The organism is Desulforhopalus sp. (genome assembly GCA_030247675.1).
Classification (GTDB): domain Bacteria; phylum Desulfobacterota; class Desulfobulbia; order Desulfobulbales; family Desulfocapsaceae; genus Desulforhopalus_A.
This window is the reverse complement of sequence record JAOTRX010000012.1, coordinates 112,421-137,475: the sequence shown is the minus strand read 5'-3', so window position 1 is coordinate 137,475 and position 25,055 is coordinate 112,421. Positions and strand designations below refer to the sequence as shown.

Genomic DNA, 25,055 nt, shown 5'->3' with positions numbered 1-25,055 from the left:
TGTAATTGGCGGTTTTCGAATCGGAAATATTTATTCTATTCTTAAACAGAAATTCTATTTATAAAGAGATGGCAACAGCGGCGATGTCGGGTGCGCAGGGTTCTTTCGTTAAGCCCTTCAGGGAGTACGCACCTTTCTTTCTTTTTCCAGAAAATGGATTATGCAGGAAGATCGATATTTGCAGTAGATTTGCGGATCAAGACAACGCACACAGGTATGACAGAGGTGATACTTGTGTTTCGAGCAATAATAGATGCTCTCGGTATTTGGGTGGTTTTTACAATACGGCATACATATATCCCCGCACCTTTCCGGCGCTAGTGACAGGTATTGCTAATTCATTGGGTATCTGCGCTTGTCTCACCAGGCCGGCTGTGGTATGAGGAGCCGTTTCCGTCCTTCATCACTTTCAATAGTATACCGTAGCCAATCCCACAAAGGCACCAGCTCTTTCCGACAATGAGGATACCATGATGTCTCCCGCAACGCACCTCCCCGGCAAGGACGCCAGCCTCGAAGATACTATTGCCAGGGCCACTTCGCTTTTGTCGACCATGGGGTTCAAAACGGAGGCGGTGAGCTGGCAAAATCCCGCGCCCGACTGCTGGTCGGTGCACCTGCGCTCCACCTCCTGTTCCCATCTCTACACCAACGGCAAGGGTATTTCAAAACTTGCTGCCCTGGCCAGCGCCTATGGAGAATTCTTCGAGCGGCTTGCCACCAGCTTCTTTTTTGCCGACTGCTATCTCGGTGGCCAAAACAACCAACAGCCCTTTGTTTTTTATCCGGACGAGAAGTGGTTCCCGCCTGGCAAAGGGACAAATATTCCAAAAAAATCCCCGGATGGCACTGAGTTACTCACCAGCAGTTTAAGAAAATTCTACAGCTGCGGCGGAGAGTTGGCCTTTGAGCATCTCTACGACAACAATACCGACCCGTCCGGTCGCGGTATAAGTGCCCTGCCTTTTACCAATCTTGCAACCGGCAAAGAAGTGTATTTTCCGGTAAGCCTTCTTAACAATCTCTATGTCAGCAACGGCATGGCCGCCGGCAATTCCCGGTCGGAATGCGGGGCCCAGGCGTTGTCGGAGATCATTGAACGGCATGTCAAAAACACCATTATCGCCCAGGGCCTTTGTCTGCCGGATGTCCCTCCGGCAGTTCTCCGCCAGTCTCCCATCATTGGCCACATCCTTGACCGCCTCGCCGAAGAGGGCTTGATCGTTCGAGTCAAAGATGCCTCTTTTGGCGGACAATTCCCGGTAATTTGCGCCCTCCTCACCGATACCAGAAGCGGAGGAGTCTTTGCCGCCTTCGGCGCCAACTACCGGTTTTTCACAGCCATTGAGCGGACCCTTACCGAGCTCCTGCAGGGACGCAACCTGGAGGGCCTGAAGCACTTCCAGCCTCCTTGTCACGATCTGGCCCAGGTTGCCGACCCCTTTAATCTCGAAAGCCATTTTGTCGATTCCGATGGGCTTTTGGCCTGGTCGATGTTTCGCGATAAGGCTGATTTCCCCTTCTCGCCCTGGGATTTTCACGGTAGCACCGCTGAGGAATTTGCTCGCCTGCAGGCCCTGATAAGTGGACGCGGCACGCAACTTTTCCGCGCCGAATACCAGCACTGCGGTATGTACAGCTGCCGGATTATCGCACCGGGCATGTCGGAGATCTACCCCCTCGACGACCTGATTTACAACAATCGCGCCACCGCGGCCTCCCTGCGCGCAGGCCTGCTGAAACTCCCGAAGATGACCGATGATCAGCTCGGCCAGTTTCTCGATGCCCTGGAAGACCTCGGTGAAAGCGACCATCTCCTCGTTTCGCATTGCATCGGCATTGTCTTTGATGAAGATTCCGCCTGGACATCCCTGCGCATCGGCGAGCTGAAGGCCCTCCTTCTCCTGGTAATGCACAATCATCAAGAGGCTCAGCACTGGTGCCTTTGGTGTCTCGATCACGCAGGTCTCCCAGCCCCTCGCCATCGCCTGTATCGCCTCCTCCACACCCTCCTTGGCTTTGCCATCGAAGGGCAGGAGGCAAACGACTATAGCACCAGTTTATCGCTTCTCTACGCGAGTGAGGAAATACGCAACGGCCAGGCTATCGTTAACGGCCAAATCACCTTCCCAGGTCTCACCTTTGGGGATTCATGGACGGAGATCGCAACGGAACATAGCCAGCTCCTTGCCATCTATGACCGGTTGAACGCTCTCAAAATCTCCGCGGCGCAGCAAAAGGCTTAAATCCCGCAGCTGCCGTCCCCCAAAAGCTGGCGGCTTATGGCCGGGATAAAACCGTCTGTGTTTCCCTGGCGATCGCCAATTCCTCATTGGTGGGAATGACCCAGACCTGCACCCGGCTGGCCGGGCTGCTGATCCGCCTCGGGCCGGGAATCCGCTGGCGGTTCACCGCATCATCAATGACAATGCCAAAGGGCAGAAGCCCTTCAAGGCTCATCGCCCGCACCACCGCGTCGTTCTCTCCGATACCGGCGGTGAAGGCGATAGCGTCGACCCGGCCAAGAACCGCCATAAAAGCGCCGATATACTTTTTATTTCGGTAAGTTTGAACATCAAGGGCCAGTTTCGCCCGGTCATTGCCAGCGGCTATGGCTGCATGAATATCGCGCATATCGTTCATGCCGCAAAGACCCTTCAGCCCGGAATCCTTATTGAGGAGTTTATCGATGGCCTCGATATCCATATGGCAGTTACGGGCTAGAAAGGCATGGATCGCCGGATCGACATCGCCACTGCGGGTACCCATGACCAGGCCTTCAAGGGGCGTCAAGCCGAGGGTGGTGTCAACACTTTTGCCGTTTTGCACGGCGGTCATCGAACAGCCGTTGCCAAGGTGGATGGTGATCAGATTCAGCTCGGCGAGATTTCGGCCCAAAAGCCTTGCACACTCGCCGGCAACAAATTTATGCGAGGTGCCATGGAAGCCGTAACGGCGAATTCTCTGCTGCTCGTAGAGCTCATAGGGCAGTGCATAGTGATAGGCATGGGGCGGAATGGTTTGATGGAAGGCCGTATCAAAGACCGCCACCTGCGTCACCCCGACAAAAAGCTCCCGGGCCACCCGAATCCCATCCAAATTGGCCGGGTTATGGAGCGGTGCCAAGGGAATGTTTTTCTCAATCGCCGCCAATACCTCCGGAGTAATGACCGTCGGCTGGTGAAAATCTTCGCCGCCATGCACCACTCGATGGCCAATAGCACCGACTTCCGCCGTATCGGTAATTACTCCCTGTTCTTTATCGGTCAACAAATCTACCGCCAGGCGCATGCCGCAGGTATGGTCGGCAATAGCCATAGTCTTCTTGATCGCCTGTTCCTGCGGACTGCCCGGCCTGAGGGTGCATTTGATTACCCCCTCCGCCTCACCGATACGCTCGACCAGGCCCGTCGCCAGAACCGACTCACCGGCCATATCGAGGAGCTGAAATTTAATCGACGAACTCCCTGAATTTATAACAAGAACTTTCATTGTATCCTTTAATAGTTTTATATTTTACAAAACACTCCAGCAGTCACCCCCGGCACCTGAAAATCGTTTATGGACTGTAATCAGCAGACCCGGTTCCGTCCGGCATTTTTAGCCCGGTATAGGGCTTTATCGGCCGTTTCGACCAAGTCCGCTGGCTTTTCCATATCATTTGCCGTTCCAGCTGCTACACCAAAACTCATAGTTACTACCGGTTGAACTGTCGAGCCTGAATGGGGTATACGGAGTACTTCGATTTCCTTTCGAGCCTTTTCGGCAATCTGCTGGCAGCCTTCGTAGCTGGTGTCGGGAAGGAGCATAACAAACTCTTCACCGCCGTACCGGGCAACGAGATCAGCGGGGCGACGGATCTGTCTGGAAAGCACCTGAGCAACACTTCGCAGACAGTCATCTCCCGTCTGATGCCCGTATATATCATTAAACTGTTTAAAGAAATCAATATCGCCGAGGACTACCCCCAAAACCTTTCCTTCCCTCCTGGTTCTTTGCCACTCGCTTTGCAAAACCTGATCGAATTTGCGCCGATTGGCAACCTGCGTCAAACCGTCTATATGGGCCAATTGATCCAAGGCCTGGTTGGCCCGCTCCAAAGCCATCTCGGCAATTTTTCTTTCGGTGATATCCCTATAAAGGAGAATGATCAGATCATCATTAATTTTTTTGCCGCTTTGCTCAAACAGCAGGTAGGTCCCCGCCGCGGTTCGCAGATGCCGCTCGACAAATACGATTTCCCCGGCACGCAATTTATCGAGCTGTGACGGTACTCTTTGCAAGTCATCGGGATGAAATAAGGTGAAAATGTTCCGGCCGATCAGGCTCACCTCTAGGTAGCCAAGTATCTGAAGAATCTGCGGATTGCATTCGACTATCTTTCCACCAAAACTAATCAGAAGGATTCCCTCGGCGGCGTGCAGATATATCGCCCGATATCTCTCCTCACTTTCACGCAAGGATTTCTCAATCCGCAATCGTTCAGCAATCTCCGCCTGCAAGAGGGTATTTTTCTCTTCCAGATGAGTCCTGGATTTCTGACGAAACTCCTCATAAAAGTAAGCGCAAATGAAGATAACGGAAAAAGAAACCAGGAAGCGAATTACGAATGGAAACGGATAGATATGTGCACCATGCAGATAAATTGAAAAAGAAAAATAGCCGGCGAGGGCAAGCCACAGGCTGGATACCCAAACCAGCCCTTCAGTACTGCCCAGAACCATAAAGATAATAAGCGGTGCGGTACTCAGCCAGAAGATCACCGAATGATCCTCACCGCCAAGAAAGGTCAAATAGCCAAGAATCAGGCAAAAAATGAGACAGTTGCCACGATAGACGAGTTTTTCCATCCGGCCATGAAAAAGCAGGAGCCAGCCGCAGCTTTGGCAGAATGCCGAAAGGAACAGTAGCTGGCAGATGACATATTGCCCCCGCATATAGTTATGAACACCGAAGGCGATCATAACCAGAAAACCAATGCAGCAAATGACCGTAAATCGCAGAAAGCGACTTTCCGCCTCGCTATCAGCAAAGATATTCCTTCGAGCAGCCAGAAAAACACCGATATGTGCGGGGAAAAATCGCTTCATAACGCCTGAGCACTGCTATACCTGAGAAAAACCACGGATTACGGCAAGTCCTTCTTCCCTTGCCGTACCATTCTTTCCTTTTCATATTCGTCATAACTGCCGGCAACCTGTTGCAGACACTGTTCCTGCTCAGGATACGCCAAACGGTAGCAATCCTCGGATCGTCCCATTTTAAAGCCCTCGTAAAATGCCTGGCAACCACCAAGTGTTACAATACAGAGTAAAAGCAGACCGCCCACTGCAGACCGCATCATTCCCGTCTCCCCAATATGTTAACAAATTGCCGGCAAACAATCGCCTAAAAGCTTATTGTCGATGTGACGAAACCCTAGGTTGAGAATGACGACAATTGTACACCCAATAGCCGGCGATTCAGTACTAATTTTGGCAGGGTAATAAAAAAACCAGGAAGCAGTTGCCAACGAGGAGACACAAAAGCACGGTCAAAAGAGCGAAAAGGCCATAGCGTATTCCGATCTTTTTTAGTACCTTGGCAGTTCTCCCCTCTCCCCAGGCATCGCGCACCACGGCTGGAAGGCATCCGGCAAGGTACTGTTCCTTGCCAAGGGCGAGGAACTCGACAGCAAAGCCGTTTTGCCAATACGGTATTTTCGCAAGATTTCCGCATTATAGCACAGAACTCACTCGAACCCGGGGCAAGGCCCCCACATATTTCATTCAGGCCCAATCATGAACACAAAAGACTATCGCGAAATCCCCTATAATTTCACATCGGCAGACGACAAGCAGATCATCAACCATCTCTTCGGCCCAGAGGTCTGGGAAGATATCGAGGAGCTGCGCAGCCAGCGGATTACCGGCAGATCGGCCCGGCTGGTCATGCGTTTCATGGGTGACCTCTTCATCCTCAGACGCAACCCCTTTCTTTTTCAGGAGTTGATTGACCTGCCAAGCAAGCGCCAGCGGTTTTTCGCTACCGCCGGTGAAGATTTATCGATCATCGAAGAGGCCGCCCGTATCGGCAGGGTCGGCGTCGAACGCAGTTCCAAGGTCCTTCGCCTCGTCACCCTCTGCCGTGAACGTCTGACCGAGCTCAAGCAGGAAATCCTTGAGGCCCCGGCCATGCGCGCCAGTATGCAGAAAAAGCTCGGGGCAGTCATCGGCAAGGAAAACGTCCGGTTCGATCCTTTCACTCTTATCAGTCACGCCACCGATGCCACCGACTGGCGGCTCTTCCTGCCACTGGCGGTATTGCGCCCCTCTATCGAAGAGCAGGTGCCGGGGTTGATGCAGGGGGTCGCCGAACTTGGGCTGAAGATTATTCCCCGGGGCGGCGGCACGGGCCTTACCGGCGGCAGCGTGCCGGTGACCCGCAACTGCGTCATCTTCAACACCGAAAAGCTGACGAAGATCCATGACATAGCCTATCACGACTTCCCCCATCTCGGTCAGGGGGTAAAGGTGCCGGTGCTGAAGGTTGAGGCCGGCGTCGTCACCGCTGACGCCATGGCCCATGCTGCCAAGGAAAACCTGGTCTTCGCCACCGACCCTACCAGCGCCTGGGCCTCGACCATCGGGGGCAATATCGCCGAAAATGCCGGTGGCAAGACCGCCGTCCTCTGGGGCACCGCCATCGACAATATCCTCGCTTACACCATCGCCATGCCCGGCCGTGGCCTTCTGACGGTGCGGCGTGTCAACCATCCGATGCGCAAGATCCTGCCCGACGACGATGTCCACTTCCAGGTTCTTGAACCAAGCGGGCGGGTTCTCCGCGAGGTCTTCCTGAAAGGTACCGAAATTCGCAAGAAAGGCCTATGGAAGGATATCACCAACAAGGCCCTGAAAGGTCTGCCCGGTTTTCAAAAGGAAGGTACCGACGGCATCATCACCTCCGGCGAGTTCGTGCTGCACAAGGCCTACGAAAAGAAGATCACCTTCTGTCTGGAGTTCTTCGGCGAAGACATGGATGAAGCGAGCCGGGTAATTGTCGAGATCTCCGAGGAGTTCGTCAATCAGGGCGAAGAGGCCTTGATGGCCCTTGAGCACTTTGACGAGGAATATATCCGGGCGATTAAATACAAATTCAAGGCGGCCAGAAGCGAACAACCAAAGGCGGTGCTGCTCATCGACATGGTCGGCCATACCAGCGCCCAGGTGCTGCGCGGCAAGGAGCGCCTGGAAAGGCTCATGTTGCCCCACAAGAACACCGAGCTATTCACCGCCCAGGATGCCGATGAGGCCACCCGTTTCTGGCGCGACCGCAAACGCCTCGGGGCAATCGCCGCCAGGACCAACGCCTTCAAACTCAATGAAGATATCGTCCTGCCCCTGCCGGCACTTGCCGAGTTCGCCCGCTTTGTCGACGGCTACAACCTGGAAGAGGATATCCACAACAAGATTGAGGTCATTCACCGCATCGTCGACTACCTGGAAACCGCCGAACCTATTGAAGATCCGGACTGGCTTGAGGCAAAGATTCCCAAAGCTAACGACATGTGCCGGGAGACCATCGAGGCCCTGAAGCTCCGCAACAAGGAGACCATGCGCCGCGAGGTCGATATCAAGAAACTGCGGGCCGACCTGCTGGAGCTCCTCAGCGGCTACAGCAAGGTCAGCGGCATGATCGAGACGATCTACGGCGAGGTGCGCTCCAGGCGGATCATCATCGCCACCCACATGCACGCCGGCGACGGTAATATCCACGTCAATATCCCGGTCTTCTCCAACGACCGAACCATGATGAAACGGGCCGAGAAGACCGCCGAGGACATCATGGCCAAGGCAGTCGAATTGGGCGGAGTCGTGAGCGGTGAACACGGCATCGGCATCACCAAGATGAAGTTTCTTGATGCCTCTCGCCTGGAGGAGCTGCGCCGCTATCGCCAGGAGGTCGACCCACAGGGCATCATGAATCCGGGGATGCTCAACGATCCGGCAATCATCGACAAGGTCTACACCCCGTCGTTCAACCTCCTTGAGCTGGAGGCGAAGATCCTGCAATACGGCTCCCTCGCCAAGCTGTCGTCGATGATCTCCACCTGTATCCGCTGCGGCAAATGCATGCCGGTATGCTGCGTCTACCATCCGGGCAGCAATATCTTCATGCATCCCCGCAACAAGAACATGGTCATCGGCTCACTGATCGAGGCCCTTCTCTACGATATGCAACGCTCCCACCTGCCGCGTTTCAACCAGCTGAAAAACCTCGAAGAAATCGCCGATCATTGCACCATGTGCCGAAAATGTCTGGCACCCTGCCCGGTCGATATCGACACTGCCGAGGTTTCCCTGCTTGAGCGCGAGATTCTCAGCGATCTCGGCTACAAACATACCGCTCCGGCCACCTTGATGTCGCTGTACTACCTGAAAATCAGGAACAGAACCTTCAACAAGGTCTTCCGTAAAGCAGTTCTGCAATGGGGCAGCGCCGCCCAGCGCCTGGCCGCCGAGGCCTATAAAAAGGCGCCTCCGGCGATTACCGACAAGGGCTGGCGTTTCCTCAATATGTTCAAGTCGCCGATGATGCCGCCGTCAACCACCAGCCTTGAGGCGAGACTGCCGTATTTTTCCGAGCGTGAGGCGCTGATGATCAATCCGGATGGGCCGGTTGAGAAAACCGTCTTCTACTTCCCCGGCTGCGGCTCGGAACGACTGTATGCCGATATCGCCACCGCCGCTATCTATCTGCTGGCCAAAAGCAATACCCGGGTCATTATCCCACCGCTCAACCAATGCTGCGGTTTCCCGGCCAAGGTCAATGCCAAGAAAAAGATGGCTGCGGTCAGCAGCCTGCGCGACACGATCATCCTCTCGCAGATCAGGGATATGCTCGGCCACCTGGTCTTCGACGCCTTTCTGGTCAGTTGCGGTACCTGCCGCGAGGCCCTGCATGAGATGGGCGCCAATGAGATATTCGGCTGTGCCATGACCGATGTCTCACAGTTCGTCATGGCACAGGCCAATGGCCGGTTTGCCGGCAAGAGCGCGGAGTCGGTATTGTACCATACCCCCTGCCACGATTCCCTCGACGGCGGGGGAGCGCACCTCCTTGGTCAACTGTACGGCAAGGTCACGGGAGTGGCCAACTGCTGCTCCGAGGCGGGCACCCTGGCGGTGTCCCGGCCGGACATCGCCTATGCCATGCTTGAACGCAAGCGGGAATCGATCGCCAAGGCCCAGGCCGGCAGCACCGCCACGATCATCGCCACCAATTGCCCGTCCTGCCTGTCCGGTCTTGGCCGCAACCGCGAGATGGGCGTCAACCCGCAACATATCGCGGTTCTCCTCGCCGAGACCCTGGGCGGGCCAAGTTGGATGGAGGAATTTACCCGGCTGGTGGCAAGAGCGGAGAAGGTTACTTTTTGATAGAGGGGCCAGGCTAGGCGCTAGGCGGCAGGACAAAGTTCGTGAATTTGAATGCATTCCTGCCCCGCCAGCAGTTTCGACTCTTCGACGATACGCCGATGATGGGTGAAGAGAATTACCTGATTCTTTTCGCCCAGCCCGGCAAGGATCTCAAGGCATGCCCGGGCCCGAAGATCATCGAAGTTGATAAGAATGTCATCAATGATAAATGGCATCGGTTCCTCGGTTTGCCACCGCCACTCCAGGCTTGCAAGGCGCAGGGCGAGAAACATCTGATCACGGGTACCAGAGCTCATTTTATCGACGGTGAGGCGCAAGCCGTTGTCGCGCACGCCAACCAGGACCGGCTGTCCGGCGTCATCGACATCGGTTCGTAGACCGGCGAAGGAACCGAGGGTCAGTTTGCTGAAGTAGCCGGCAGCGATTTTGAGAACCGGATCCTGATGCTCCTCACGGTACCGTTCAATGGCCTGCTGCAGGACCTTTGCCGCCAGTTTCACCAGGATATATCTGCTCGTAAGCCTGCGAATCAACGCCAGTTCCCGTTCCATGGCCTCGGCCAGGTCTGCCGCCCGGGCCCCGCCGTCCATCGCCAGAAGCCTGGAGCTTTCTTCGCCAACGATCTGAGACAAGCGGTTGATCTCGGGATTGAGCACCTCCCTGGTGTCCCTGTTCAGCGCCTCGATCATACTTGGAACTTCGTCGATATTTACCGCTGCCGCCTGAACAGCAAGTTCTGTAAGCGGCACACCGGCGCCGATCTTGGCGAGATTTTCTTCATGATGAACGATCTTCTCCCGCAAACGCTGATATTCGGCGAACTTGTCCATTACCGCCGGCAGATCGTCAGGATTCCGGCAATCGGCAAGGCGGAGCAGTTCGGTCATCTGCTCCTTGGCGTAGTTCAGGGTGTTCTTGGTTAATTCAATTTCTTCCTGTAAGCCACGGATATCCTTGGCAAGTTCGGTATTCAAGGCATCGTCTTTCTGGGCCTTGCCCAGCAGGATCCGCAGTTGGAGTATCGCCTGGTCAAGGGGCAAGTCAGCCAGTTCCGGGGCAACAGCACTCACCAGATTCCCCACATCCAAAGCTAGCAGACCGGCATCACGGTCAATACCATCAATGCGTTTTTGCAGATCATCCGCCTCCTTCAACTTGTCAAAACAGCTCTGCAGGGTCTCCAGCATGTCAACCGCCTCAAGGCTCGACACCTCACCCGCCAGGTCGAGCCCGGCCAGGGCCTTCCGCCATTGCTCCTGCCACCGGGTCAAGGCATCCCGGGCCCGGGCCAGGTCGTCCTCCGCCTGTTGCCAGCCACGAGCCGCCTTCTCGCATCTTTCCCGCAGGGAGTCCCGTTTCTTTTCCTGATCGGTCAGTCGTGTCAGGATATTTTCGCCGGCAGTCAGCAGCGGTGCAAGCTCCTCACCTGCCGGACCAGTTGCGCCGATTGCCGCGAGGGCCTTCCGCAGATTGTCTCCAAGCCCTTTTCTGGTTTGCCATTCCAAGTGGAATTGATTTTCTTTTTTGCCAAGATCAGCAAGTTTAAAACGGACGGTTTCAATCTCCGCCAACCAGGCGCTCATCTCCCTCGGCGACAGCGGCAGGATGCCGCTTGCCAGCCAACTGTCCCGCCACATCACCGTCAATGTATCGGCTCGAAGCTCAAGGGCTTGTACATCCCTGCTATTGGATTCGAGGGCTACTTGCAGGGCCTCGGCCCGAGCGCGCAGGGCCGCCGCCCCGGCCACTCGATCAGCCTCACGACGCAACCGATCAGAAATGGTATCCGCTACGCCGATATATCCCTCGTACACCTCGGCAAGTGGCTTCTCCCCTGCATAGGCGTTGCTTTCGTGGCTGACATCTTCCCCATTCAGCCACTGTCTACGCAATAGCCGCCACCCCCGATCGCGCTCGGCACGACTGCGGCTCAGCTCTTCCTCGCGAGGAAGGTCGCCAGCGTAATCGACTTTTTTGATTTCCGCCTGAATCTGTGGCAATTCCTTTTCCAGGCCCCGGCGGACCGTTGCCAGCTCACGTCTTGCCTCATCGATTTCGCCAAAGTCTTTTTCAAACCGCTGGACCGTCACCGGAAGGGGCAAGGCGAGTTCGACGAGTCCGGCCAGATCGCCCTTCCAGAGGCCGATCCGTTGCAGATCGGCACGGCACTCCTGCCTCTGCAAAGAAAGACCGCTCGAGGTCTTGGCCAGCTGGCCGTCAAGATCGCCGGCCTTCTGGGCGGCCCGTATCGCCAGGAGCAGCAGACCAGTATCGATCGGCTGGGGCAGGGCAGCAAGACCTGCCTCAACCTGCCGGTATTCCTCATTGGCGACCCTGCCCTGTCTTTCGGCAACGACCAGCTGCTGGTGCATGGCCTCATAATGCGCTGCCAGCGCCTGCACCATCCGCTTTTTGGCAAGCACCGGCCGCAATACCTCAACTTTTTCAAGGGACAAATCCGGACGGACCTGCTGCAGCAAACGGCCCGCCTCGCTGCGCAGGCTGATACGCATTCCGTTTCGTTCAGGCCGGTCCTTTCGGCCCTTGTTGTATTCGCCGAGACGCTGGTGAAAATCATCCACCTTCCCGGCATGGCGGAGCAGCAGGGTGTTGACAGCCACGGCCGAACGCCTTTCCAGGAGTTTTTCCAAACGTTCAGAATCACGCTGCAAGCGTTGCTCACCCTCCCGTAGTTCCCGGCTTACCTGCTGATATCTTTCATTGAAGTCCGGTGTCAGGAGCGCCACCTCCCCAAGATCATGCAGGTGTGCCGCACTCGCCTGCAGGGCTGCCAACTCGGCCACAACCTGGCGCAAACGCTCCAGGCGATGGAGTTCGGCGCTATTATGATCCCGCTGCCCTTCCAGCTCCTTGCGCGCCGCTAAGGCCGTCTCCAGGGCATTATGATGTTCCTTCCAGTCCTTGACCGAGAGACCAGCGCTTCGGGCCTCTTTCTGCAGATCCTTGAACTGCCGCACTGCGCCATTGATTGCCGGCAGCTGTCCTGTTGCCTTGAAAAGATCACCCGCTTCCTTTTCCAGTTGGCCAATAACCTCAGCAATAGAGGACAAGCCGGCCCCGGCGGCAAAGAGGGTTTGCCCTGCCTCACCTTTCCGGGCGAGTATTTCCTCGCCACCGCGCACCAGGGCATCATGGTCAATTCCGTAGAGACCTGCAAATAACGACGCATCAAGTCCATGTAAAAAAGGTGCCAGGCCTGCTGGGTCAAGAGGATTTCCTGCCATATCCAGGAGATCACCCAAACGTCTTTTCCGTCTTTGAAAAGACAGTTCCTGGCCAGTGCTGTTGCGTAGGCAGCCGGCGACAACGAGTTGATCGTAGCTGTGGAGAAAATTATCAGGAGTCTGCTGCGGAAAACCGAACAACAGGGCCTTTAAGGCCCGCAATGAGCTGCTCTTGCCGGCCTCGTTCGGCCCAAAGACAAGATGCAGGCCAGGCGCCTCGGTGGAAAATTCCAGACACCGGCCGGTGAATGGGCCGACTGCTCGCAAATCCAGGCGAGTGATTCTCATAAGCCGTCACCCTGCAGGAGGAGTCTGGCAATCAACAGCTCTCGGACTTCGTTCGTCAATTCGGCAAGTTTTTCCTGGGAGGGCTGGAAAAAACTATCGTCGTCGCTGCCAACCTCGGCGGGCAGTTTGCTTTTCAGAACCGCCAGCTCCGGAACTATGCTGAGGAGGGAGCCCCCTCCCAGTTCGAGCCGCTGAACCTCTTTAAGAAGAACTGCAAGCGGTGAATCTCCGTCAAGGTATTCAGCCAGCTCAGCTTTCCGGCGGGTAGCAAACCGTACCTGCTCCAGCCAGATATCGCCAAGGCCTACGGCAATCCCCCTAAACTCCGCGGTCAATTCAGCAGTTCTGGCAAGAAGCCGGCCATGAACCTGGCAATCTCCGGTCAGAACCAGGCGCAGGGCCAGGGCTCGGCCATCGGCCCGGTCACGCTCCCGGATGAAGCCCTGCCGTACGGCAAGATACACCCCTTCCATACTGTCGCAGTCAGACAGATCCACCCGGCACAGCGTCCAGCGAAGCACATCCAGTGGCCGCTCCTGTACCTCGACGACACGGCCGTCTTCAACACGTACCAGGGTGGCGCCTTTTGACCCTTCTTCTTTTATATGACGGCCTTGCAGGTTTCCCGGAAAAACGATCCATGGTTCACTGGCAACGATTTCCCGGCGATGGACATGGCCGAGGGCCCAATAATCGTATCCTTTGCCCTGCAATTCGGCAACCGTGCAAGGCGCATAGGCCTCATGGCCCTCACGGCCGGTCAGCGAGGTGTGTAACAGGCCGATATTGAATACACCCGGTTCCCGTTCGGGATATTGAGCGACCAAATTGCCGGTTACGGCGCGAGTAGCATAACTCTGACCGTGGATAACAATGCCAAGCTCAGCAAGCCTTGCTGAATCAGCCTGCCTGGCCTGGAAAACGAAGACATTTTCCGGCCAGGGCAAGGTCTTGGTGATCTGGCTTGCGGCATCGTGGTTTCCGGCAATAATAAAAACCTTGATTCCGGCCTTCGCCAACCGGCCCATCCGACCGGCAAAATACAGACCGGTGTTGTAATCCTTCCAGTCACCGTCGAAGAGATCGCCGGCAATGAGAATAAAGGCTACCGCCTCGTCTATGGCCAGATCGATCAGGGCTTCAAAGGCCCGCCGCGTCGCCCCGCGAATTTCGGCAAGCGGCGCGTCATCATGGGCCTCAAGTCCCCGCAGCGGACTGTCGAGATGAATATCGGCGGTATGGATAAACTTCAAGCTCTGCATATCGTACCAGAACAGCTGCTTAGCCTAGAGGAGACGCTTAACATCCGGATATTTTGTTATAATTGCTTCCTGCAACGCTATGTCGTCGGCCAAGAAGGTGAAGTCACTAAAGGCAAACCCGGGGGCCACCGTACAGCCGACCAGGGAATATTCGCCGGTACTGTACGCCGCCTGCCAGTTACCGCCCTGGACACAATGCTTAAATTGCATTGGCCTACCTTGCGTACCAGCAGCCGAGCTGCTCAACTTAGCGCGATCGTCCGGCATGCCGCCCCCGCCAAGGCCCACCTCACGCAACTGCAGATCCACCGCGGCAATATCAATCAAGATCAAGGGGGCACCCTCGTAGAAGTGCCAAATCTCATCGTGCAGCACACGATGAAACCGGCTCACCTGCCCAGCCAGTAGCAGGAAATAGATATCGGTCACGGCATTGCGGCCTTCTCCGGCAAGGGGCGAATGGACCGTGACTGCCGACCGGTATACCTCTTTATAATATCCTCCCTCCGGATGCGGAGAAAGTTCCAGTGCCGAGATGAGCGTTTGGGCTCTTTTGTTCATGACGATTCCCAAGTTTTTGGAGTTGAAAGATACGGACCCACTTATTAAACCCCAATACCTTCAAAATTCAAGGCTAAGAAATAATTAGAATCAGAGTAACATCATACAATGCTTGAGATAACTGCAAAAAACGATCATCATGAATCGCTATAACCTTTTCCGGCAAGGATGATCCGCTCGCTGTCGATTTCACTCGGGATCCTTGCCGGATCAGGTGCACCGAGAAAGGTCATGTCTTCGGGCAGCGGCGCCGTCCAGGACATCTGCTTGCCGGAATGAGGGTGAACCAGGGAGAGCCGCCATGAATGCAGGCATTGGCGGGGAAAGACCCGGCCGCCAAGCTCAACCGGGCCGCCGTAGGGACGGTCTCCGGCCAGGGGGTGCCCGGCCTCGGCGAAATGGGCGCGGATCTGGTGGGTGCGGCCAGTATGCAGCAGTACATGCACCAGGCTCAGGCCGTCGCCACCCGCCAGCACCGTGTAATCGGTAATCGCCTCCTGCCCGCCCTGCCCGCAGGATTGCACCCGGCCGGTATTCCGGTCACGCCTCAGAAAGGAGTGGAATCGCCCCCGCTCTTCTTGCGGACAACCGGAAATTATGGCCAGATACTCTTTTCGGGCCAGCCGCTCGCTTATCTGCCGGGTTAATTCCTTGTGCGCCGAGGGGTGGATGGAAAAGACAATGATCCCGCTTGTATCACGGTCGAGCCGCTGGGGCATACCGATCTCCGGGTCCCGCCCCAAGCCCATATCCTGCCGAAGCCTGACTAACAAGGCTTCATAGAGGGTACCGCGATAGCGGGCCGGGGTCGATTGGGTCTCGACCCCAGCTGGTTTATTGATGACTGCGAGATACCTGTCGACAAAGAGGAAATTCCCTTCGCTCAGACGGAACGGGTCGAGCGGGCCGCCATCCAGATAGACCTCGACCCTGGCGCCCACCGCTACGGTAGCACCGCACTTATGGCAGCGCCGCCCTGCCAGATGTACCCCGCCCAGTTCAATGATCTTGCGCAGGGCTCCCCGGCTAAGGTCCCCGATCTTGCCGTGGAGATAGCGGTCAAGCCGCCCCTCGCCGTCGTCCTTAGTACATGTCAGTTGGTAGCGCAATGAAGGTACGGTGCAAGGCCCGCTCCTGAAATATGTGGTTAAAGATCATTGGCAAAGCCGAACCTTGCCAGTCCTTGACAGATAGCAGAACGATTTTGTGTCCGCAGATCGGTACAGCACATCAAGCTGATCCGGCAGGTTTTCCAGCCCTGAAATATCCGGTGTCTCAGCTGAATTGAGCTGCTTGCCCGTTCAAACGAAACACATACCCTTGTGGTATGACATGGACATATTACCCCGATCTTCACGCCGGAATGTCTAGGAATTCCCTGAATCATACGAATCTTTATCATATCTTCCGGCAACTTGACCACAAAACTGCGGTACAAGCTATGGCCGACCGAATCCGGTGGTACATTGCTTTACCGCATTTACTCTGCTGCCGCAATCACGCTATCTCTAAAATTTTAAAGAGTTACCTCCTCAGCAAATCAAATGCTGGAACAATGATTCGAGATTAGAAACAAGTACGAAATATTGGTATAATATTATTGGCCAAAACAGTGGATGTTAAACGAAATCCTGAATTTCTGAGACTTGCATTTCTGAAACTTCCGGGGAAATTACCTATAAAAAAGCTCCACCAAGGTAAACAACACAAAGATTTCAGAGGGTTGCAGGGCAACGCTTAAACTGAACGCAACCTTCTACTGAACATTGGATTGTCATTATGTCTTTACTTTTCTCCTTTCTTTACACTCTATTGATGATGTTTTTAGCTATTACAGCTGGAACCAGCGTCACCTTCCAAAGTTCAGATGGATTATGGCGTGACAGAGAGAGTTTCAATCGTAGTTTTGAAGGTGTTGTAACATTGTTTGAGTTGTATAAAATCAAGTGCGATGCTTCCGGAGCAACACTTGAACGGATTACAAGTAAGCCGGAGGGCTTCTCATTAGAAATGTTATTCAACGACTTTTCTGACCCGAAATGGCTTGTCCCTTTAGCTGCAAATCTTCCAGGAAAAACAGACTATCTTTCTCCATATTGTGCACAAACAGGCTCTACTGAATCAGAAAGCAACCTCGCACAAGAAAGGGCCGATGGATATATTGCCGGGCTAAAACACGTCGAAACAAGGAAAGTTAACAACTAACCAGGCGGTGCCGTATCTAAAGAACTTGGTGTCGCCGATGGTGGAAAGGGTTCTAGTTGACCAGGACGGCAGGGACAGATACGAGTTGGCCACATGGCTACCCCTGCGCCGTTGCCTAAAAGCCAATCCCGATGAATAGTTAGCGAAAGATGCTCGAGGCAAGCTCACCTCCGAACCCGAGCGCTACGCCGCTTAAACGCTTGAAAACCTGGGCTGAGAGATGAGTATGCCCAAATGCCGCGATAACGAGCTGATAGAACACCTTCCCCGGTTTACGTGAGTACACCTCTCAGACTGCCTCCTTCGGCCTCTCTTCGGACCACCTACAGGTCTAAATACATTTTTGTAATTGACAAAGCCACCCTTCAATCACCTTCCCGAAGAATCTTTTCTACTTTTTCGACAGAACCTCTTTTGCGCAAAAATCCCCCAACCGCAAAAAATTCCCACACATTTTGCAGTTACCCTCACTGGTTTTCATCAAAGGGCTAGAAAACACAAGATAATTATACTTTGACAGTCATCATTTGATATCTGGCATACAATCTGCAAATTCTGCGCAAAGATTACGTGTCCGGTACTTGCATAACTGCATAGGATGAGGTTTTTCAATTTTTTCTGGAAAGATACATGCACACAAAACCAATTAAAATAGTAGGATTTATTATTACCACCATGCTCGCCTCGACTCAAAACGCAGAGAGCCAGACGGTGCGTTTTGACGATGTTTATAATATACCCGGCATGGTGAAGGAGTGGCCCGGTTATTACAATAGTGTCAACGCATCGCAGGGGGATGTAATTGGCAATCCTACCATCAACAGCATGGATGTCACCTATGACAGCAATGCTCATCTGCTGCAAAAAATCGTGCTCAATATTGCTCCTACCAAGGGCAAGTCCGCACTTGCCGAACAAGATGTAATTATCCGCTGGGACAGTCTTTTCATTAATACCAACTATACCGATGTCACCAAGACCAATTGGGATCAAACATGGGACTACTTCGTACATACCAACACCATTTCCTCGGAAACTGATGGTATCGTACGGGGCGCAAAGACTGATATCGTCGGAGATATTCCCGGCAAAGGTCTGTATGCCGTAGATGATGAATTTCTACCGACCCTTCCCAAATATGACTCAAAAGGAAAACTCATCGCCGGGGACTATGGATATACAATGGTCTCCAAAGATTCCTCCGGCAGAAAGTTCCACCCGGACGGCATCGACTCGGATTATCTTTCGCTCATGGATGCAAGTTTCCAGGGATACTTCGCCAGTACCTACCTGTCAGGTTCGGGCAGCAATAAGCTGTGGGCATACACAATCACCTATGATTTCTCCACACTGAAAACCCATGGACTCAAATATGATGATGGGTTTACCATCGGCTATACGCCGTGGTGCGCCAACGATGCCATCCTTGCCGCCGTATCCGACCCTGTCCCCGAACCATCGACCATCCTCCTCTTGGGCGCCGGTCTTATTGGCCTCGCCGGACTGCAGAGGGCAAGACGAAAGGATTAGTAGTACGATCATCACATTCTGATTTTTGTGGGCAATGCTTTTATGGTTGAAGGCATTGCCCTTTTTTTATTACATCTACTCACAATCAACGACCTCTGCACGTGTGTGAGTTTTTTAAAAAAGCGATGCCTCGCAGCCTTCCTTTGCCCGCTGCGCACCGCCCTGAGCACTTCGGGAGTCGGAAATTATTATTAAAATGATGGAGACAACGCATGGCCTGGGTATATCTTTTGGCAGCAGGCATTTTTGAGATCGGATGGCCTTTGGGCTTCAAGCTTTCACAAGTAACGAACTATCGCATCCCGTGGCTTATATTTTCCGTCCTGTCGATGGCAATCAGTGGCTATTTGCTGTGGCTCGCCCAAAGAGAAATTCCCTTAGGAACTGCCTATGCGATCTGGACCGGTATCGGCGCTGTTGGAGCATTTTCCTTGGGTATCCTCCTTTTTAAGGATCCCGTCAGTTTTTTGAGATTTCTTTCGGCCTTTTTGGTCGTCATCGGTATTGTCGGCTTGAAACTGACCAATTGATACTTTACTCTTCGCAGAAATCACGGCTGTTATGAGGGAGGCTTGTTTTGATCTTGGCTGCACTTTACCGAAGCGCCTTTGCAATATTATGGCCGTAACACCTTGAGTATCGCCAAAGGAGTTATTGATGAGCAATGACATAAAACCTCTTGTTTCCAAAGAAGAATCTTTTGACAGATTAGAGATCCGTCTTGGGCAAGTGATCGATGTACAGATAGAGCTTTCAGCACCAAAACCGGCATACAAGTTGACTGTCGATTTCGGCAAATACGGCAAACGGGTAAGTGTTGGACGGTTTACCCAACACAGCGTTGAGGAAATAAAGGGCAAAAAGGTGCTGGGAGTTTTGAATTTTGAACCACGAAAAATCGGCAATTGCATGTCCGAAGTTTTGATTCTTGGCGTTCAATATCCTAAGGCCGATAGCGGCGAGGCGACGTTTATTGTTCCCCTTGCCGATGGCAAGATCGGCGGGAAATTATTTTAAGGCGGGCTAACGCCCGCAACCCAAGTGTTATAATCCCCTCCCACTGCAGAGGGGACTCTTTTCAGTACCCCCTTGAGGGGTATAAGTACCTTGGTGGTACCTCGATTACCAAGGTTTTACCAACCCCTTTTTCTTGTTTTTTAGAGTAGCTTTCTTGGAGTAAGGTACTTGGAGTAAGGTACTAAGGCGGAAAGACACAGCCGAAAATCTGCAGGCACCGGCAGCGGATACACCTATGATTCCCAGGAAAAAACCAGCATGAACCCGGCAAAAGTCAACCGCCAGCACCTCGCCCAGCTAACCGATCTTCCCAATATCGGCAAGTCCATTGCAGCAGACCTCGAACTCTTGGGCATAACCCAGCCGGCCCAGCTCACCGGCATGTGCCCCTATGAGATGTATCAACGGCTTTGTCAGCTGACAAAAACCGTCCACGACCCCTGCCTTCTCGACACCTTTATTTCCATTACCCGGTTCATGAATGGCGAGGCGCCCCAACCATGGTGGTGCTACACCTCAGAGCGCAAGCAAAGACTGCTCACCCAGCCGATATCTACTAAAGGACAATTATCCTGACATAGTCAATCGGTCAGCCAGAAAAACGACAAGGGCTGGATAACGAGGACATCATCCACGATCGCGATTCTTTCATTGGTGTAAAGGTCTCGCATCGGCCCCTGTTGGAACAAACCGGCGGCACCCAAAGCCTCAAGTCTGAGGGGCTGGGGCTGGTCGCTGAAATTGCCGACCACCAGAACCTTGCTCCTGCTATGAAAAGGATCGGTCCGAACAAAAATGAAGAGGTGAGGATTGTCGACTGCCAGGAGTTGACGATTGTCAAAATCTGCAAATGCTGCCGTTTCCTTCCGTATCCCGATCATTTTTTTCAACGCGCTGAATATTTTCTGCTCCACCGTCCCGTTTTGATGGCGGCATTCGGCTTTTTGCCAATCAAACCGCGAACGATTGATCCACCTATTGTCGTTGGCCTTGAAAGGATCAGCAAGGTATTCAAGACTGTTCAAGGTGCCGATGGCATCACCATAATACAACAAAGGAACACCGCCGAAGGCGAGGATCATTGAGTGCAGCAATAGGATGGTTTTTATCGCCGCATCGATCGCCTCCTCGTCCTGATTCTCCAAGGCGGTTTCCAACCCGACCAACGAGGCGAGTGCCCCAGAAATACGAGTATCGCCGGTTTTAGGGTTGTCACCGAAAGGCAATCCTCGTGCCGGGGACCCCGGAAATTGTCCTGTGAAATACTCGACGAGAAAGCGCCGGTGCTGGAAAGGGTCATAGCCACAGTTGCGGGCGTCGTTGTCGTCAAAACCCAGACCAATGTCGTCATGGCAGCGGACATAATTCAACCAGGTTGCCCTCTCCAGCTTGGCCGGCAAATTGCGCACCCCGCGGTTGAGCAACAGGCTGTTCTTGGTGGCTACCGCGTCCCAGAGGAGCGACATGAGGGTGGCGTTGTAGGCGATTTCGCACTCCTTGGCGTTAATCGCATCCTCCCCAAAATACTTGGCGATTTCCGCCGGGGCGACGATGGCCTCGGCGATAAACAACACCCCCGGGGCTGTCACCTGGCAGCAATCTTTCATCAGCTGCAGCAGAAGGTGGGCCTCTCGTTCGTTCTGACAGGTACTACCCAATTTCTTCCACAAAAAGGCGACCGCGTCGAGACGCAGAATATCCGCCCCTTTGTTGGCCCAGAACAGGATTATATCAATCATCTCGATCAATACCGCCGGATTGCGATAGTTGAGATCCCATTGATAGGTGTTGAAGACCGTCATCACCCATTTGCCCATCTCCTCGTTCCAGGTAAAGTTGCCGGGAGCGGTAATAGGAAAGACCTCTGGCATACTATTCTCGTAACTGTCCGGCATCTGCCTATCATCGAATAGGTAATAATAATCCTGGTATTTTTTTTCTCCACGGCGGGCTCGCTGCGCCCATTCATGCTGGTCGGAGGTATGGTTGACTACCACGTCAAGGACCAACAGCATATCTCGTTTCTGCAGGGAACATGCCAAGGCCTCGATATCGGCGGTGGTTCCATAACGGGGATCGACTCGTCTGAAATCACGAACCGCATAGCCTCCGTCATTGTTTTCCGGGGGGCAGTCGAGTATCGGCATAATATGGATGACATTGATTCCCAGTTCCTGCAAATAGGGGAGTTTGCCGGGCAGACCCTGCAGGTTGTCGGCGAACCGGTCGCAATAAAGCGCCATGGCCACCCACTTCTGGCTGAGAAACCAGTTGTAGTTCCTTTCCCGGGCAAGATCGGATTTCCGCAGATGGGGCAGCCGCGCGATATAACGCAGAGCGAGGGTCTCAACCAGATGGACCAGCTGTTGCTTGAAATCACTCCGGTCGCCATACAACAGCCGGAACAGGGAGTGAATGGCGTAGAAATTCGCCCCTAGCCGGGTGTAAAAATGGCGAAGGCGAAACTTACCGATTTCATCTTTCAGTTCGTAGAGAATCTCGTTGAGCAGGGCATGGGAGGCTTGTTCGTACATCAAGAACCTTGTTCGGTATATACGCGTTGCAGCCAGGCATCGATTGCCGGCCAAAAATAGGCTGCTCCTTCCAGGATACCCGCTGCATAGTTGCCATTCATCCCCAGATACCCGCCGCTGGCAATATGGAGGCTCGCTACTGTGGATGAAGTGACCTGCTGCTTCACAACCGGGTGGGCATTGGCGACCAACACAGAGGGGATGTCGCTCTGCAGCACATCAAGGTCATTGCCGCTATCCCCTGCAAACAACACCCCCTTGAGTGAAAATCCGTATTGATGCATGACAAACCGTATAGCCGGAAGCTTCCCAGCACATTGCGGAATCAAATCGATAAGTCCGGTTTCCTTTTCTTCATCGATGCTCCATACCAGGGCAGCATTGATCTGTGCGGCACGCAATCGCGTCTCAAGCCAACAAAGCACAGGTTGGGGATCGATAGTAAGAGACAGGCAGAAACTCAGTTTGTATTTCCCTTGTTTTGCCTCTTCCTGCCGACTGAGCCCGGCAATATTCCCTACCAGTCGATCGATGTCTCGCCAGGAAAGTCCGCGCCAGTCGGCGTCAAGGAGATGATCCCAGGATTTCATTCGCCGCCACCCAGCCCTGTTGCTCCGGTAAATGGTTGTGCCCACATCGGCGACAATAATCTCCGGCAGAGGCAAGCTATAATCGGCAATTGCCTTCTTGACAAGGGCCAGATGCCTGCCAGTCACAAAGGCAACGACGACATCGTCGCGATTGGCAAGTTGGGTAAACAATTCGCGTGCCCCTGCCGATTCTGGCGCAGCTCCATTAGGAAGCAGCGTCCGGTCCAGATCGGTACAGAGCAGCAGGCGTCTCATGGAACAACCTCACTGGTATCATCAAAAAACCTGTAGTGGTCGATCGCCTCAAGGATGCCCGCAGCATGTTCCCTCGTGGAAAAATAGATATTGTCGATATTCTCCAAGCTGGACAGTTCGGCCAGATGACGGTTTTCCACCACCGTCGCCAGGGTGTTGCCGCGCAGCATATCGGCGTCGGCCCCGGTAACTCCCGCCACCAGCGTATTCTTCAAGGGAAAGCCCAGCTGCTCGGCACACCATCGAAGGGCCAGTCCCTTCGAGGCCCGCACCGGCAGCACATCGAAAAATTGACCAAACGAGAAAACGGTATTCACGACTTGCTCGTTTCGCAGCAAAGCGGAGCGAATGTCAGCGACACTTGCCATTGCTGGATTGATGAAATAGCTGATCTTAAAGTCACTCTGGTAACTTTTCGGTTGTCTTTTCAAACCCGGTATTTCATCGAGGATTTCCTTAACACGCTGGGGACTCCACAGGTGATCAATATGCCTCGCCCATCCTGACGATGGCGTTAACTCAGGAGCATAGTGGATTTCCGTCCCCTGGCCGGAGATAAGCACATCCGGTAAGGGTATGGAATAGAGCTTTAGGGTTGCCATGGCATCACCCAGCAGCCGACCGGTGGCGATGCCAAAGATGGTCGATTTATGTTGTCCTTGCATGAGCCGCAACAGCTGCGCCAATGATGCTTGATCACCAATGAGATTGAGATCAAGACTGGCGAATATGGCCCGTTGCCGGGAGACGCCTTGCCGCCTTCGCACCTTTTGCGGAAAGACCTGCTCGGTTTTGTCGATCAGGGGACGGATGACCTGCAGATATCTGTCAACGTGGGCCTGCCATGAATAGTGGGTTTTCACCCCGCGAACCCCGTTGTTTGCTAAACGGCGCCATTCCTGCTGATCTGTCAATACCATGAGCAGTGTCTTGGCCATTGTCTCTCTGTCCAGCGGGTTAATTAGATATCCGTTACGACAATTGGCAATGATATCGACTGGCCCACCGTCTTCGGTCGCCACGATGGGCAGACCACTGGCAGCGGCCTCAATCAGAGTCAGGCCAAAGGGTTCTGTCAGCGCCGGGTTGACAAAGACCCCGTGGGAGGAAGCAGCCAGGCGATAAAGAACCGCCACCTCTTCGGGACCATGCTGTTTTGGATAAGCCACCTTACCATAAAGATCATACTTATCGACTGCCAGCAGCAACTCATTGATCACCGTTCGGGTAACATCCTCCATCTCCTGAATATCATTTCGATTACCGACAATGACAAGCAGATTGGCTACCTGCTGTAGGGCGAGAGATTCGCCATAGGCCTCGACCAACGCACAGATATTTTTCCTTGGGTCGGGACGCGACAGGGCGAGAATCAAAGGTTTGTTGGGATGGCGTAGAAATCTCTTTATCTCACCAAAAATGTCGCTGTTTTTCTCATCGCCCCGCGGTGGGAAAAAGTTGTCCAGATCTGTTCCTGGGGGGACCACGCGCATTCGCTCGGGCTGATAAAAATCATAAAGGCCGTACTGCTGCTCAATCTCCTGCTGGGTGCTAGTGATGACCCGGTCGGCAACCGCCAGGGTCGTTTCTTCCGCCTCTATCCGCTGTGATATATGGTAAGTCGACTCAATCTCACTCAACCTAATACCACCGGCGAGCAACCGCATCAGCTTGTTGCGACCAAGAGAATGGCCAGTGTGAACCAATGGAACCCCCAACTGATGGGAAATCCGTGAGCCGACATAACCTGCATCAGCATAATGACTGTGGATGATATCCGGGACCCGGCCATGGCGCTTGAGAAATGCCAGGGCATTATCCGAGAAATTTTCCAGCGAGTCCCAGAGCAGTTCCTTGCGCAGATATTTCGCTTCGCCGCACTCGATCCTGACAATGGCCGCCTTATCGGACAGAGGTTCGAAGGGTACCGCATAATCGGCGCTGACCTGAGTGTCGACTACCCGGCGCGTCATCAGCACCACTTTGTCGACATCTTCACGCTCGGCAAGAGCGCGGGCGAGTTCTACCACGTACTTGGTTTGTCCCCCGGTGTCGGAATCGCGCCCCAACTCAAGGCGATTGCCTCTGATTAATCCGTGCACGCTGATCAACAGGATGAATAATCGCTTATCCATTCGGGAGGGTTTTT

17 protein-coding genes are annotated in these 25,055 nt (G+C 53.9%); 7 read left to right on the top strand and 10 right to left on the bottom strand.

The annotated features are described in order from the left end of the window. Nucleotides 1-470 precede the first annotated feature (470 nt). Entirely contained in the window at nucleotides 471-2,246 is a 1,776-nt protein-coding gene (locus tag OEL83_20625; protein ID MDK9709451.1) for a YcaO-like family protein, read from the top strand. 34 nt (nucleotides 2,247-2,280) lie between these two features. Here OEL83_20625 and OEL83_20620 read toward each other — a convergent pair whose 3' ends face one another. The 3 genes from OEL83_20620 to OEL83_20610 form a co-directional block, all read right to left on the bottom strand. Next, on the bottom strand, nucleotides 2,281-3,492 hold the full coding sequence (locus OEL83_20620) for an acetate kinase (protein MDK9709450.1): 1,212 nt from the start codon (nucleotides 3,490-3,492) through the stop codon (nucleotides 2,281-2,283). Nucleotides 3,493-3,572: 80 nt separating this feature from the next. Beyond that, nucleotides 3,573-5,090: a diguanylate cyclase gene (locus OEL83_20615; GenBank protein ID MDK9709449.1), complete on the bottom strand. Its 1,518-nt coding sequence runs from the start codon at nucleotides 5,088-5,090 to the stop codon at nucleotides 3,573-3,575. A 38-nt stretch (nucleotides 5,091-5,128) separates the two neighbouring features. Then, entirely contained in the window at nucleotides 5,129-5,344 is a 216-nt protein-coding gene (locus tag OEL83_20610; protein ID MDK9709448.1) for a hypothetical protein, read from the bottom strand. A 436-nt stretch (nucleotides 5,345-5,780) separates the two neighbouring features. Between OEL83_20610 and OEL83_20605 the strand changes: the two genes are divergently transcribed. Then, entirely contained in the window at nucleotides 5,781-9,419 is a 3,639-nt protein-coding gene (locus OEL83_20605) for a DUF3683 domain-containing protein (GenBank protein ID MDK9709447.1), read from the top strand. A gap of 20 nt (nucleotides 9,420-9,439) precedes the next feature. Here the strand turns inward: OEL83_20605 and OEL83_20600 are convergent, their stop codons facing one another. From OEL83_20600 to OEL83_20585, 4 genes are all read right to left on the bottom strand, one after another. Beyond that, nucleotides 9,440-12,952 carry an AAA family ATPase gene (locus tag OEL83_20600; protein ID MDK9709446.1) on the bottom strand — a complete coding sequence of 1,171 codons (3,513 nt, stop codon included), beginning with the start codon at nucleotides 12,950-12,952 and terminating at the stop codon, nucleotides 9,440-9,442. Beyond that, nucleotides 12,949-14,214, bottom strand: a complete 1,266-nt coding sequence (locus OEL83_20595) for a DNA repair exonuclease (protein ID MDK9709445.1) — start codon at nucleotides 14,212-14,214, stop codon at nucleotides 12,949-12,951. The genes OEL83_20600 and OEL83_20595 overlap by 4 nt, the downstream gene beginning before the upstream one ends. Before the next feature lie 24 nt (nucleotides 14,215-14,238). Continuing rightward, complete coding sequence (locus tag OEL83_20590; protein ID MDK9709444.1) at nucleotides 14,239-14,775, bottom strand: cupin domain-containing protein; 537 nt, start codon at nucleotides 14,773-14,775, stop codon at nucleotides 14,239-14,241. Nucleotides 14,776-14,912: 137 nt separating this feature from the next. Then, nucleotides 14,913-15,884, bottom strand: a complete 972-nt coding sequence (locus OEL83_20585; protein ID MDK9709443.1) for an RluA family pseudouridine synthase — start codon at nucleotides 15,882-15,884, stop codon at nucleotides 14,913-14,915. A 670-nt stretch (nucleotides 15,885-16,554) separates the two neighbouring features. On the opposite strand from OEL83_20585, the gene OEL83_20580 reads away from it, so the two are divergent. The 5 genes from OEL83_20580 (at nucleotide 16,555) to OEL83_20560 (ending at nucleotide 20,103) form a co-directional block, all read left to right on the top strand. Further along, entirely contained in the window at nucleotides 16,555-16,980 is a 426-nt protein-coding gene (locus OEL83_20580; GenBank protein ID MDK9709442.1) for a hypothetical protein, read from the top strand. A gap of 630 nt (nucleotides 16,981-17,610) precedes the next feature. Next, nucleotides 17,611-18,510 (top strand): PEP-CTERM sorting domain-containing protein, encoded by a 900-nt coding sequence (locus tag OEL83_20575; GenBank protein ID MDK9709441.1) that lies wholly within the window; start codon nucleotides 17,611-17,613, stop codon nucleotides 18,508-18,510. 212 nt (nucleotides 18,511-18,722) lie between these two features. Further along, the gene (locus OEL83_20570; GenBank protein ID MDK9709440.1) at nucleotides 18,723-19,040 is read left to right on the top strand and encodes a multidrug efflux SMR transporter; all 318 of its coding nucleotides are present in this window, start codon (nucleotides 18,723-18,725) and stop codon (nucleotides 19,038-19,040) included. Between the two features lie 127 nt (nucleotides 19,041-19,167). Further along, the gene (locus OEL83_20565; GenBank protein ID MDK9709439.1) at nucleotides 19,168-19,527 is read left to right on the top strand and encodes a hypothetical protein; all 360 of its coding nucleotides are present in this window, start codon (nucleotides 19,168-19,170) and stop codon (nucleotides 19,525-19,527) included. A 258-nt stretch (nucleotides 19,528-19,785) separates the two neighbouring features. Then, nucleotides 19,786-20,103, top strand: a complete 318-nt coding sequence (locus OEL83_20560) for a helix-hairpin-helix domain-containing protein (protein MDK9709438.1) — start codon at nucleotides 19,786-19,788, stop codon at nucleotides 20,101-20,103. Nucleotides 20,104-20,108: 5 nt separating this feature from the next. Here the strand turns inward: OEL83_20560 and OEL83_20555 are convergent, their stop codons facing one another. From OEL83_20555 to OEL83_20545, 3 genes are read right to left on the bottom strand one after another with little or no spacing between them, the layout of a single operon-like run. After that, on the bottom strand, nucleotides 20,109-22,061 hold the full coding sequence (locus OEL83_20555; GenBank protein ID MDK9709437.1) for an alpha-amylase family glycosyl hydrolase: 1,953 nt from the start codon (nucleotides 22,059-22,061) through the stop codon (nucleotides 20,109-20,111). Beyond that, nucleotides 22,061-22,906: an HAD-IIB family hydrolase gene (locus tag OEL83_20550; protein MDK9709436.1), complete on the bottom strand. Its 846-nt coding sequence runs from the start codon at nucleotides 22,904-22,906 to the stop codon at nucleotides 22,061-22,063. The genes OEL83_20555 and OEL83_20550 overlap by 1 nt, the downstream gene beginning before the upstream one ends. Next, nucleotides 22,903-25,041, bottom strand: coding sequence for a glycosyltransferase (locus OEL83_20545; protein ID MDK9709435.1), 2,139 nt, complete (start codon nucleotides 25,039-25,041; stop codon nucleotides 22,903-22,905). Before OEL83_20545 ends, OEL83_20550 begins: the two co-directional genes overlap by 4 nt. Nucleotides 25,042-25,055: the final 14 nt, after the last annotated feature.